Origin of the sequence: Methanosarcina sp. DH1, assembly GCF_020804205.1 — an archaeon.
Classification (GTDB): Archaea; Halobacteriota; Methanosarcinia; order Methanosarcinales; family Methanosarcinaceae; genus Methanosarcina; species Methanosarcina vacuolata.
Genome location: NZ_WJBJ01000025.1, coordinates 65,917 through 78,405, shown reverse-complemented (window position 1 = coordinate 78,405; position 12,489 = coordinate 65,917). Strand labels below are relative to the sequence as shown.

Here is a 12,489-nt window from a genome sequence, read left to right as displayed (position 1 = left end):
TCTTTAGCACTTCTTTTCCGTTTTAAGTTTCTATTGAGTGTACTTTTAAGAACACTGAAGATCAGAGTTAATAGAGATAACTCGGGATTAAAAGCTTTTCAGCTTTATAGTAAAGCAGGATTCTTTTGGCTACTTGAGAGTTAAACAGGATCAGTTGCTATATTTATTTTCTTCTTATGAAATCTCAGTTCTGGTTGAGAAAGCTCAATCTACTAAAATATCCCTTAAAAATAAGTGATTCTTTCTTTGCATTTCAAAACTTTTCTGCATTTTATCTTCTTTTTATGTGTTTTGTCATAATACAGGTAAGTTTTTAAATATGAATTGCGACTTCAGTAGTAACTTTTAACTTTTGAAATTAAATTAATTGTTTTGATCCTCTTTTCTCTTTCAAGAGGCGTTAATTCCCCATATTTATACAATAATGCCCAACGATATACATTGAGTTGTGTCATTTATATCTGAAGCTTATTATATAAGATATTGAATCATATCCCTCCAATGCAGCCAATTAATATATTTATTGGAGCGTGTAAAAAACCTTAAATACTATTCCTACATTGAAAACATTAGTGGTAAATTTATGTATGTATTTATATAATTACTGTGGACAATTATTCAAAATTTTCTTTCGGATGTATAATTTGGGTAAAATCAAGATGTGGTAGAGATGAGTACTGGAATAAAAAATCTTGTCCGTACACTGGACAGTGTGGACTTCTTAAAAATGGATCGACGCACTTTCATGAAAGCGTTAGGTGCAATGGGTGCAGCTACATTCCTTGGCACATATAAATCTGAGATTGTAAGTGCGCTTGAACTCGCAGAGACCAAGCTTCTTTGGATCCACGGTTCCGAATGTACCGGCTGTTCTGAATCGGTCTTAAATGCAGGCAATCCTGACCTTGTACAAGCACTAGAAAAGCTTAATGTCAATCTTGCTTACCATGAGACTCTTTGTGCACAGCAGGGAATTTGGAATGATGGCAAGCTTGTAAACACCTCTGAGCTTAACTCCGAAATTCTCCAGGAAGAAATTTATAAAGAAGGCAAATATATTCTGGTCGTTGAAGGCGGAATTCCAAACGGCCCGGATGGTTCAGGCCGCTACCTGGTTATTGGAAACAAGCCTTTCAAGCAGACCCTTGGAGAGGCTGCAAAGAATGCTGCAGCTGTCGTTGCAGTTGGAGCCTGTGCCTGTTGGGGAGGAATTACCAATGCAGAAAGCGATGTTGCTAAGGATACAGACTATAGAGGAGTCGCATTTTCAAAAGCTGATGCATCAAAAGGAATGCTTAAAGAACTTGGCATTGATAAGCCCGTAATCAATATTCCTGGTTGTCCTGCTCACCCTGATTGGGTACTCCTTACCCTGGGCGCAGTTATTCTTGGTAAGATTAAGATCCCAGATGACCTTTCTGCCGTTCTGGACGAGTATAACAGGCCAAAAGTCTTCTTCCCTCCAGACCATGTTGTGCATGACAACTGTCCCCGCCGTGGATACTATGACCGCGGAGAGCTTGATGAAGAGATTGGTGGGCCAGGGTGCCTGTGGAAACTTGGATGCAAAGCTCCTTACGCCCATGCAGACTGTGGAATCCGCAGGTGGAACGGTTCAGTAAGCATGTGTACTCAGGCAGGCGGCCCCTGTATTGCCTGTGTTGAGCCAGGCTTCCCAGACTCCTCAAGACCCCTGTACGTTGAACGTGAAGATGTAGGAGTTGCCGGAACAAACATTGATACAGTAGCCAAAGTTGCAGTTGGAGCAGCTGCAGTTGCAGCAGGCGTACATGCTGTTAGGAGAATGGGAAAAGGAGAGTGAGTGAAAAATGGTAAACGTTACAGTTGATCCCTTAACTAGAATTGAAGGTCACCAGCGCATATCCACTGAAGTAGGTGCTGACGGTGTTATTACCGACGCCCAGTCATCTTCTCTTATATTCAGGGGTTTTGAACGCATTCTTCAGAACCAGGATCCAAGAGATGCAGCTTTTCTTACTCAGAGAATTTGTGGTGTCTGTCCTCTTGCTCATGGATTAGCATCCACAAATGCTCTTGACGACCTTTACGGCGTAGCTGAGAGCGTTCCAAAAGATGCTCTTATGATGAGAAACATTTTCCAGGGCCTGAATATGGTTGCAAGCCATGCAACTCATATATATGTTCTCTTTGGTCCTGATCTTGCAAACCCGGCATACAAAAAGGTCCTTACAACACTTGGAGACACCGGAAACGCAGTCTGGAATGAAATGGTTGGAAGGTTTGCCCCAATCAGCTACAAGATGGATGGCGCGGCTGTACCTGTAGGGAGTTCCTATCTTGCAGCAATTCCTGAGAAGAAACGCCTTCAAGAGGCTATTGCACTCATTGCCGGTAGAATGCCCGGTCCTTCATCCCTTTATCCAGGTGGATATACCTACCCGGCTACTGTCGGAGATATAACCAAACTTTCCACTTACTATCTGCAGGTCATGGATTTCGTATCCAAACATACTCTGAAAGTTGATTTCAATACCTGGATTAAAAATACCTATCAGGCAAGCTCTCCTCAAAAAGCAGTAAGCTTTGTTACTGAACACCTGACTGACCTTTATAATAAAACATCGACTTCAAATGACTTCTCCAAAGATGCAGGTTGGGGAGATGTGGAATTCTATGCAGCTTTTGGTTCAGAACTTGTAGGAGAAAAGATTCTCGGTCTTCCAGCAAGCCTTAAACATGATACAATCGGTGGGTACAAGGACCCAGCAAAGATCTGCTTCGTTTCATATGGTGGATACTACAAGTACAAAGACGGATACGACCCGAAGAGCCCAGCAGGAGACCGTATTTTCACCTCAGGTGTGGTAACAGGAAAGCTCGAATACCAGAAATTTGATCCGGAAAAGATTACTGAGAGTACTGCTCACTCCTTCTACCAGAACAGTTCCAATGACCTCGCACCAGCAAAAGGTGAAACCGTTCCATTGACGGATCCAAATAAAATCGTTTACACAGGCGGTTCAAACAGCCAGTACAGCTGGGACAAGGCTCCGAGATATGACGGAATGGCCGGTGAAGTCGGGCCTCTTGCACGCATGCTAAATATAAAAGAGCCTCTAGTAACCGGTCTGGCTCAGGCTTTCGCTGAGAATGGTTACTCTGCAGCTAACGTTTACACCAGGATGCTGGCTCGTATGCAGGAAACTGCAATTCTCGCATATGAACTTCTCAACTGGGTAACAGTTGATTACAACCCCAACGGCAAGATTTCCGTGCCTATAGACCTTAATACAGCTAAAAACAATTCAGGAATGGGCCTGTGGGAAGCACCTCGTGGAGCTCTTGGTCACTGGGTCTCTGCTGGCAGCGATGGAAAAGTTACCAACTATCAGTGTATAGTTCCGGGTAGCTGGTTGATGTCCCCAAGAGACAGCAAAGGAATTCCTGGTCCACTTGAACAGTCTCTCATTGGTTCAAAAATCAACACAGTTGGAGATGTCGATTATACCAATCCAGTTGGCATTTTCCATATGGGAAGGTCCTACGATCCTTGCATTTCATGTGCAGTCCACACCATTGACCTGACTGGGAAAAACGCTCCAAATACACTAAGAATCCTCTAAGTATAGTACAGGGAGATGACCCACAATGAAATCTAAAGGCGACAAGCCGATGATTGTTGAGCGCTATACAGTAACTGACAGGATAGCTCATACTGTCCACGCTGTTGCAATGTTAGTGCTCATCATTACCGGGTTAAAGATCTATATGGGATGGGAATTTATGAGTTTCCATACCGCCCGCGGTCTTCACATGATAGCGGTCCCATTCCTGCTTGCAGTGAACTGGATCCTTATTCCTTACAACATCTTCTCTGAAGGTCATGGGTTTATGGGAAAGATCTCGCACTTTACGGACCATTATATTTTCGGCCCTAAGGATGCAGCTCGCTTTGGCGGTATAATTGGTAACTTCTTCAGGAAAGGCAGATATCCGGCATTCAGTATATATGATGAAACTACTGGCCACTACAAGACCAAACTTCACCCCTTAATGAAGATCCTGATCGTGCTTGAAGGTACAGCTATCTTCTTAATCGCGGTTTCAGGTGTTGTGCTTTACAAGCTCGACTGGTCACTTTTCGGCCTCCCAATAGCCTCATGGATACTGACTATAACAGGCTTTATTTCGCCGTTATTCAACCTGTCTCCTCTGGAATTCCTCAGGGTACTTCACCTGCTGATGACCTACTGGTTTGTTTTTGAACTTGTAGTTCACGTAGGTATTCTGGAATTCGATCCTCATGTCTGGAAGTACTATAAAGCTATCTTCCTGACAGGAAAAGAGGATCTGAGAGATACTCATTATTCTGAGGTTCTCCCAGCTTACTACCCTACAAAGGAAAAGCCGTGAAAATATCATAAAGAAAAATATCAAATTTAAGGTAGTACAGGCATTTTTGAAAAGCCTGTATACCTTTTTAACTGCTTTTTTGAGTGAAAATATGTCTATACTAAATGCTCCTATACGCATCCTTGGCTGCGGAAGCCCGTTAATGGGAAACGATGGTGTTGGCCTCAAAGTCATTGAGGTTCTTCAAGAATCAGAACTTAAAGACCTCAAGGATATCGATATCATGGATGCAGGGGTCTGCGGGCTTGACCTTCTAAATCTTCTCGATGACGCCAAGAAAGTCATCATAGTTGATGCAATTCTGGCTAACAGCCCTCCAGGTTCAGTACACCATATAGAAGGGAAGGAATTACTTGAAGGCGTAGAGTTTCACCCCCTGGTTTCAGTACATGACCTGACAATTACAGATGTATTGAAAATAGGAGAACAGGTCCAAGAACTTCCAGAAATTGTGGTCATTGGGATTGAAATCGGATCAATTGTCACGGAAGCTACGCTTGAAATCAGTCCAGATGTCCTTAAAGGTGTAGATAAAGCCATAAAGCTCATCAAGGAAGAGGTCTTTTCTTCACTTTAATTTTTCAACTTTTATTATTTTTGTTAGTTATTTGATTCCATTTTATTGATATTCGTTTTCTTTAATTTCTCAAATTTTATTATTGTTGTTAATTCTTTGATTTGGTTCCATTTTATTTTTATTCGTTTTTCTTACCCTGTATTCTAATTAGACTGGAAAAACAAGTTATGTTTCAAAGCCCTGGATAGAAAACTGATTTCAAAACTTTGCCGGAAAAAACTCTAAAAACGGACTGGATGTACCTCTGAAGAGAGAAGAAGTAGGTTTCCATCTCTCAGGGCAGATCCTATTTTGATATATTTTAAGGTTTATTTAAACCTTCATTTGAAGCCTTTTTACTATTAACGGCATTTTTCTCAATAGTTACTCGGATTTTCCAGGCACCCAGTTGCTATAGAGTTTCCATTCAATCAAAGAGTCTTCACTGTCGGTTTCGATGTAAAATCTCCATATAAAAGGCTCTGTTATTGCAGAGAATTCAAAATTTACAAGAGTATCAGGCAAAAGTATAGATTCTTTTGCTTCCCCTGTATTTGTTTTTATCATAATACTTGATTCCTTAACATTCAGGTTACTTACTTCGAGACGTACCGATTTTCCAGCTTCAGCTTCAAAAGAAGAACTACTCCCACTCCAGGTTCCTGCAGTATGGAATTTACGTCCCTTACTATCAACCGTAGGGGGTAGTCTGGTCATAGGTGGAGTTATGGGTCTGGTTACATGCACAGGCTTCTGGTCAAGCGGAACTGCCTGGGTTTTCAGGATTGGAGGTCCCGCTACCGGTGCTTCAGGAGGTTGTGGTATTTTAACCGCAGGAGCTCCTACTCTTGGAGCACGTGGCATCTCTACTGGCGGGACTTCAGGTGCTCTTACCGGTCCAACCGGAGATGCTCTTGGTGATCGAACCGGAGATTCCGGGAATAATGGAGCAGGAATTTCTGATACCTGCGGTTCGGTTACTGGTGAAACCGAAGGCTTCCGGGAGCCCGCGAAAAATTCCTCATCAAGACTTCCTATAGTCTCTGACCCTATTATACCATCAACTTTCAGGCCTCGTGACTCCTGGTAACTTCTAACCGCAAGTTCGGTTTCCCCGCCAAAAATACCATTGGCTCCAACTTCAGGCACTGGAAAATCCAAAAATATTAAAGCCTGTTGAACTTTCCTTACCGCAGAGCCGCTATCTCCTCTCTGGAGAACTCTTTCTTTGTCATAGCAGCCCTCCAGAACTTCATCACCTGCAAATCTCGACGACCTTAAGTCGTGACCATCCCCAATAGTCATATTCTATCCCCCATATTTGCCGCACAACTTTTCCCTGAAACATGCAGCGTTATCACTAAACATTACTAGCCTTAAAATTTCAATAAATAAAGTAGTGATATTAAAATATATAAGTTTTTAGAAAAATTATATTTATTAAATGACTTAAATTTAATTTAAACGAGCTCCTGCTATTGCAAAGTAAAGGAGTTACCTGTAACGCGAGTTATTGAAGATTTGTTAGTCTTTTATAGATATGATAGTCTTTAATATATTGGACTCTATTTTTTATATATATTTAGATATAATTATTTGTAACATGGGGGGAAGTGGAACGGATAATGACGACTTACTTGAAAAGTTTAAAAATCTCGATTTCATGAAAATGGATCGGCGGACATTTATAAAAGCTGTGGGGGTATTAGGGGCTTCACTGTTTTTGCAAACGTATAAAAACGATATAGCAAAAGCTCTTGAGTTTTCTGAAACTAAAGTTGTATGGCTTCACGGAGTAATGGATAGTGGCTGTACCATATCAATGCTGGACGGAGGATCTCCTGATATCATCGAATTCCTTCAGGAGTACAATCTCAAACTTATCTATCATGAAGTTTTAATGATGCAGCAGGGAATTTTCGTAGATGGGAAACTCGCAAATACCAGTGATCTTAATTCAGAGATTGTACTGGATGAGATCCTGGGAAGGGAAAAAGGTTATGTTCTGGTCTCCGAAGGAGCAATTTCGAACGGACCTCAAGGTTCCGGGAAATATCTCATGCTGGGAGGAAGGACCTATAAAGAGATTTACGCGAAAGCTGCTAAAAACGCTTTAGCAATTATTGCAATTGGGAATTGTGCGACTAACGGCGGGGTGAACTCTGCTAAGAGTGATATAGTTGAACTTATGGACCCCCGGGGGATTGTTTTTACTATGGAAGATGCTTCTAAGGGGATTTTAGATCTTCTTGGCATCGAAAAGCCTGTAATTAATCTTACTGGTTGCCCTACTCATCCAGACTGGGTTTTTTTGACAATAGGTGCAGTTGTTTTGGGAAAGATAAAGATACCTGATGATTTGCCTAATGTGCTGGACCACTGGAAACGTCCAAAGGTTTTCTTCCCGCCTGACCACGTTATTCATGATAATTGTTCTCGTCGCGGGTACTATGACCGTGGAGAGTTTGAGCTTACAGTAGGTGGGCCGAAGTGCCTCTGGAAACTAGGGTGCAAGGGACCCTATACCCATGCAGACTGTGCTACTCGCAACTGGAACGGCCATCTCAATTACTGTCCCCAGGCAGGCTCTCCCTGTATTGGCTGCGTCCAGCCGGGCTTCCCGGATAGTACCAGGCCTTTTTTTGTGGAAATTGAGAAGACAGGAATTGTAGGTACGAATATCACTACTATAGCGGGCGTGGCAATCGGAGGCGCGCTACTTGCTGCAGGGGCTCATGCTGTAAGGAGAACTGCCATGAAAAGACCTGAGGACGAGGAAGGCTTTGCCGAAGAAAGCACTCCAGAAGAAACCGGAGAGAAAACCAGAGAGAAAAACATAGAGGAGAACGGAGGTGAAAAATAATGGTACAGGTCACTGTTGATCCTGTTTCGAGAATTGAAGGGCACTACAGGATCAATACCGAAGTCAATGGGGAAGGCGTGATTACTGATGCACAGAGTAACGGTTTGCAGTTAAGGGGTTTTGAACGTCTCCTGCAGCGCCAGGACCCCAGGGATGCAGCACTTCTGTCCCAGAGGATCTGCGGGGTCTGTCCGGTTAGCCACGGCATAGCTGCAGCAAATGCCCTCGATGAACTTTTTGGAGTTGCAGGTGAGGTTCCCAAGAACGGTCTTTTAATGCGAAACATCCAGCAGGCTCTGAATTACATAGCCAGCCATGCAGCGCACGTCTACGTGCTCTGGGCCCCTGACCTTGCAAACCCGGCTTACCGTGACATCCTGGCAAAATACGGTGATGTTGGAAATGCAGTCTGGAAAGAACTTCAGGGGCGTTTTGCACCTTTGATTTATCAGATTGACGGTGCCAGTTATCCGGCAGGCTCATCCTATCTGGGCGCTATAGTGGAATTTCGCCGCTTGCACGAAGCCATTTCTTTAATAGCTAGCAAGATGCCCCATCCGGTTCTTCAGCATGTTGGAGGTGTAGTTTATTCTCCGACGGTTGCTGATATCGGGCAAATTTTAAGCTATGTCACGAAAACGATGGAGTTTGTTGAAGCATTTACTCTTGGGGTCTCTCCCGATACCTGGATTGAAAATACCTACAGGGCTTCTTCTCCTCAAAAGGCTGCTAATTTCGTTCTTAATCACCTGCAAGAACTTCTGAATAAATCCCTTGACAGCAAGGACTTCTCACACTCGTCTGGCTGGGGAGACGTCCCTTTCTTTGCAGCTTTCGGCTCGGAACTGGTAGGAGAAAAACTTCTCGGCCTGCCTATCAGTATGAAAATGGACCTTGCAGGGACTTACAAAGATCCCGATAAGATTGGTTTTCTTTCCTACGGAGTTTTCTTTAAGCCCGAGAAAGGAGATGGATATGACCCTACAAGTCCTGCTGATAGCAGAGTTATTCCCTCCGGCTATATGAATGGATATTTCAAGCTTGAAAAATTTGACTACAGGAAGATCTCAGAAAGTATTAGCCACTCCTTTTATATTGACGATGTAAACGATCGTCCTCCCTGGGATGGGGTTACGGTTCCGGAAGGGAATCCCGAAAATATTGATTATACAAAAGGATCGAAGAGCCGTTACTCGTGGGCAAAAGCCCCTCATTATGACGGCATTCCGTGTGAAGTCGGCCCTCTTGCCCGTATGGTGGTTATGGGAGAACCTCTTGTTACGGGATTGGTAAAAACTTTTCAGGATAACGGCTACTATCCTGTCAACAACTACACTCGCATGATTGCAAGGATGCAGGAAATTCTTGTAGTGGTCCCGGAACTTATAAAATGGCTCACGCAGGACCTTCAGGCAGGTGGAAAGGTTGCTGTGCATACCGATCTTTCCATGGCAAAAAGTTCCACAGGAATGGGTTTATGGGAAGCTCCGCGAGGAGCACTGGGGCACTGGATTGCTACAGATTCGGATTCTATGGTAACCCTTTACCAGGCTGTGGTTCCGAGCACCTGGAACCTTGCTCCAAGGAATTCGCAGGGAATCCCAAGCCCTGTTGAGCAGGCTCTAATAGGCACCAAAATCTCGGCTGCCGAAAATGCACTTGGAGTGGATTATTCAAATCCTCTCGGAATCCTGCATACAGCCCGGTCTTACGATCCCTGCCTGGCATGTGCAGTTCATACAATTGATAAAACTACGATTGATAAAACCGGAAAGCACCCGGATTATACAATTAAGGTACTTTGAAGGAGGTTGAAAGTATGGTACGATCTGCTCAAAGACCTGCTTCCAGAAGTGTAATTGTTGAACGTTATACGTGGCTTGAGCGGGTTACTCATCTGGTTCATCTTATTGCCATGTTTACTCTTCTGATTACAGGATTCAAGATCTACTTTGGTTGGGGTTTCATGGCTTTTCAAACAGCCCGAACCTGGCATATGATTGCTGTGCCTTTTTTCCTGGTTGCAAACTGGATTCTGGTCCCGTACAACCTTTTTTCCTGCAAAGAAGAAAGGTGCAGTGTCAGAGACAGGATAATGCATTTTAAGGACTCTTACATTTTCGGAAAAGATGATGCAGAAAGGCTCATTGACGTTATAAAGAACTTTTTTGGAAAAGGCAGGTATCCGGCTTTTACTATCTATGATGAAAGTAAAGGGCACTATGTAACCAAGCTTCATCCTGTACTTAAAATTCTGATCGTCCTTGAGAGCATAGCAATTGTCATTATAGCAATTACAGGAGTAGTGCTCTACAACCTGGAATGGTCTCCTTTCGGAATTCCTATTGCAGCATGGATACTTTCCGTAACCTGGTATTTTGCGTCCTTTTTCGATGTCAATGCCTTAGGGTTGCTTCGCTTATTACATCTGCTTGCAGCTTACTGGTTTGTCTTTGAACTTGTGGTCCATGTAGGAATTATTGAATTTGATCCATACGTATGGAAATATCATAAGGCAATCTTCTGGTCCGGAAAAGAAGATCTCTCAGATAGGCATTTTGTCAAAGTAATTGATGAGGACGAGCAAAAAAGAGTGACAGGTGAACACTGATAACAAAAGCAGATAGTGTAGAATGCTGATAGTATAGAATGCTGATAGTGGATAATGCACATAGTGAATAATGCTGATAGTGTAGAATGCTGATAGTGTAGAGAATGCTGATAGTGGATAATGCACATAGTGTAGAATGCAGACAGGATAGAGCAGTTAGTATGTATTTGTTAAGCATATAAATGTGTAAATGATTATATACTAATCTATCATTATTATATATGGTAATTGAGATGTATGGATTTGGGGAAGTTCGAAGAAGAATTAACCCGATCATTCTCAACCTTTTAATCCTTTTCTTTTTGGTAATGCTTGGGCTGATGGTGGTAGAGTTAGTTCTTAAAAGTTTAATCATTTATAGCCCTTTTTGAGAGTTCTCGGCTTTTCTTTTATTTCCATCTTTTATCTTTTTTTCATTCTCTCCATTTTTGTTTCTTCTACAACCGAAATCCTTATTGTAAAGCCCGCGATATGGCAGGACTATGACAATGCAAAGGGAAATCCAGGTAATCTGCGGGAACGTAAATATCCCTAATCTTTCCGGCTTTCTAAAATCAATAAATTCGATAGCTTCCGAAAATGATGTCATTATTCAGGGTTTGAACGCAGACCTGATCGCAGGGGAAAGACACCTTCATTTTGCAGTGGGAAAAGCTCTTCGGGCAATTGCTGCAGGCAGGAACATAGCAAACGATCCCGGTATCGAGATTATGCGATATGCGTCCGGAGAGAGGCAGATTGAAAGGAGTTTTTCGATTGGGCTATGTAAAGGGGAAAACAATGCCGTATTCGTGCTGCTTGGAAAAATGGACAATCTGGTGCTGGCTCTCTCTGCATTAAAAGAACTCATTACTGAAAAGCCCTGTTCCGAGCTGCTTGCTTATTCCGATTACAAAAAGCAGGGAATTCTTTCTGTGTTCGGGATCACGGATGCTGAAATTGAAGCTTCAGGGGAAGAACACATTCCCGAACTTGTGATTGAGAGGGTAGCGCTGGCAGATTTTGCAAAGTAAAAAAGGGCAATCTGAACCTGCGTCTATAATTTCTCTTCAGCTTCTCTTTTTCATCTATTTTTTTCTTTCATCTTCTTTTTCTTTCATCTTCTGTTTCTCTTCAATCTTCTGTTTCTCTTCAATCTCTCTTTTTCTTCAATCTCTCTTTTTCTTCAATATCTCTTTTTCTTCAATATCTCTTTTTCTTCAATATCTCTTTTTCTTCAATATCTCTTTTTCTTCAATCTCTCTTTCTCTTCAATCTTCTGTTTCTTGTTTCTACGTAATTTTTACCACTTAGTTTTCTTGCCCACATTTCTCTTCAAACCAGTTCATGAGGGAAAAGGCCAGGTTCCTGGAACTATCAAAAAAGCTTTCCTGCCCAAGTATTTCCTTTTCAGACTGGATATATTTTCCTGACACAAGATCGTGCCCTGAATCCCTGATCAGATTTCTTACCCACTGCCTGTTGGCTTCAGGGTGAAACTGTAGCCCGAGAACATTTCCATTGTAAATAAATCCCTGATTCGGGCAGGCCTCACTTTCAAAAAGCTTCACTGCTCCGGCTGGAATTTCAAAGGTGTCTCCATGCCACATAAAACCGGTAAACTCAGGAAACATGCAGGACGGAAGCTTTGAATCCGTTAGCTCGCTCGGGCTTTGTTCGATATTTTCTCCTATAGACCGTACCGTATGCCAGCCGATTTCCTTATACGGATTTTTCGTAACTTTTCCTCCAAGCACTTCGGAAATCATCTGAGCTCCAAAACAACTTCCAAGCACGGATTTGCCGTCTTCTATTACTTTACTCACAAATTCTTTTTCAGGTTTTAACCAGGAATATTCCTCTTCCTGATAAATGCTCATGGTGCCGCCCATTATAAGGAGCAAATCGAATTCTTCAGGGGCAGGAAAAAAAGAGTTTTCGTAAAGCAGGGTTTTCGTAAGTTTATATTCTTTATCATCTATCCAGGTCCCTATACTTCCCAGGGTATCGTTTTTCAGGTGTTGTAAACAGTGAATTCTCATGGGTGTTTCCCCTTAAAGTATATTGAGCAGAAACTGCTCTTTT

General features: G+C 42.6%; 10 protein-coding genes. 8 read left to right on the top strand and 2 right to left on the bottom strand.

Annotated features, from left to right (window positions below):
• The first annotated feature begins 670 nt into the window (after positions 1 to 670).
• The 4 genes from FXW07_RS14635 to FXW07_RS14620 all read left to right on the top strand — a co-directional run bounded on the left by FXW07_RS14635 (position 671) and on the right by FXW07_RS14620 (position 4,972).
• Positions 671 to 1,822, top strand: a complete 1,152-nt coding sequence (locus tag FXW07_RS14635) for a hydrogenase small subunit (RefSeq protein ID WP_229396064.1) — start codon at positions 671 to 673, stop codon at positions 1,820 to 1,822.
• Positions 1,823 to 1,829: 7 nt separating this feature from the next.
• On the top strand, positions 1,830 to 3,605 hold the full coding sequence (locus FXW07_RS14630; RefSeq protein ID WP_229396063.1) for a nickel-dependent hydrogenase large subunit: 1,776 nt from the start codon (positions 1,830 to 1,832) through the stop codon (positions 3,603 to 3,605).
• Between the two features lie 25 nt (positions 3,606 to 3,630).
• The gene (locus FXW07_RS14625) at positions 3,631 to 4,395 is read left to right on the top strand and encodes a cytochrome b (protein WP_048121880.1); all 765 of its coding nucleotides are present in this window, start codon (positions 3,631 to 3,633) and stop codon (positions 4,393 to 4,395) included.
• Positions 4,396 to 4,486: 91 nt separating this feature from the next.
• On the top strand, positions 4,487 to 4,972 hold the full coding sequence (locus tag FXW07_RS14620; protein ID WP_229396062.1) for a hydrogenase maturation protease: 486 nt from the start codon (positions 4,487 to 4,489) through the stop codon (positions 4,970 to 4,972).
• A 363-nt stretch (positions 4,973 to 5,335) separates the two neighbouring features.
• Here FXW07_RS14620 and FXW07_RS14615 read toward each other — a convergent pair whose 3' ends face one another.
• On the bottom strand, positions 5,336 to 6,256 hold the full coding sequence (locus FXW07_RS14615; protein WP_229396061.1) for a peptidoglycan-binding protein: 921 nt from the start codon (positions 6,254 to 6,256) through the stop codon (positions 5,336 to 5,338).
• Positions 6,257 to 6,554: 298 nt separating this feature from the next.
• Between FXW07_RS14615 and FXW07_RS14610 the strand changes: the two genes are divergently transcribed.
• From FXW07_RS14610 to cgi121, 4 genes are all read left to right on the top strand, one after another.
• On the top strand, positions 6,555 to 7,814 hold the full coding sequence (locus FXW07_RS14610; protein ID WP_229396060.1) for a hydrogenase small subunit: 1,260 nt from the start codon (positions 6,555 to 6,557) through the stop codon (positions 7,812 to 7,814).
• Positions 7,814 to 9,619 (top strand): nickel-dependent hydrogenase large subunit, encoded by a 1,806-nt coding sequence (locus tag FXW07_RS14605; protein ID WP_229396059.1) that lies wholly within the window; start codon positions 7,814 to 7,816, stop codon positions 9,617 to 9,619. Before FXW07_RS14610 ends, FXW07_RS14605 begins: the two co-directional genes overlap by 1 nt.
• Before the next feature lie 14 nt (positions 9,620 to 9,633).
• Positions 9,634 to 10,425, top strand: a complete 792-nt coding sequence (locus FXW07_RS14600) for a cytochrome B (RefSeq protein ID WP_229396058.1) — start codon at positions 9,634 to 9,636, stop codon at positions 10,423 to 10,425.
• A 482-nt stretch (positions 10,426 to 10,907) separates the two neighbouring features.
• Positions 10,908 to 11,438 (top strand): KEOPS complex subunit Cgi121, encoded by a 531-nt coding sequence (gene cgi121 / locus FXW07_RS14595; protein ID WP_346655666.1) that lies wholly within the window; start codon positions 10,908 to 10,910, stop codon positions 11,436 to 11,438.
• A gap of 276 nt (positions 11,439 to 11,714) precedes the next feature.
• Here the strand turns inward: cgi121 and FXW07_RS14590 are convergent, their stop codons facing one another.
• Positions 11,715 to 12,446, bottom strand: a complete 732-nt coding sequence (locus FXW07_RS14590; RefSeq protein ID WP_229396057.1) for a type 1 glutamine amidotransferase — start codon at positions 12,444 to 12,446, stop codon at positions 11,715 to 11,717.
• Positions 12,447 to 12,489: the final 43 nt, after the last annotated feature.

Coding starts and splice junctions, on each gene's coding strand:
- FXW07_RS14635 (WP_229396064.1), top strand. CDS start 671: ATGAGTACTGGAATAAAAAATCTTGTCCGTACACTGGACAGTGTGGAC.
- FXW07_RS14630 (WP_229396063.1), top strand. CDS start 1,830: ATGGTAAACGTTACAGTTGATCCCTTAACTAGAATTGAAGGTCACCAG.
- FXW07_RS14625 (WP_048121880.1), top strand. CDS start 3,631: ATGAAATCTAAAGGCGACAAGCCGATGATTGTTGAGCGCTATACAGTA.
- FXW07_RS14620 (WP_229396062.1), top strand. CDS start 4,487: ATGTCTATACTAAATGCTCCTATACGCATCCTTGGCTGCGGAAGCCCG.
- FXW07_RS14615 (WP_229396061.1), bottom strand. CDS start 6,256: ATGACTATTGGGGATGGTCACGACTTAAGGTCGTCGAGATTTGCAGGT.
- FXW07_RS14610 (WP_229396060.1), top strand. CDS start 6,555: ATGGGGGGAAGTGGAACGGATAATGACGACTTACTTGAAAAGTTTAAA.
- FXW07_RS14605 (WP_229396059.1), top strand. CDS start 7,814: ATGGTACAGGTCACTGTTGATCCTGTTTCGAGAATTGAAGGGCACTAC.
- FXW07_RS14600 (WP_229396058.1), top strand. CDS start 9,634: ATGGTACGATCTGCTCAAAGACCTGCTTCCAGAAGTGTAATTGTTGAA.
- cgi121 (WP_346655666.1), top strand. CDS start 10,908: ATGACAATGCAAAGGGAAATCCAGGTAATCTGCGGGAACGTAAATATC.
- FXW07_RS14590 (WP_229396057.1), bottom strand. CDS start 12,446: ATGAGAATTCACTGTTTACAACACCTGAAAAACGATACCCTGGGAAGT.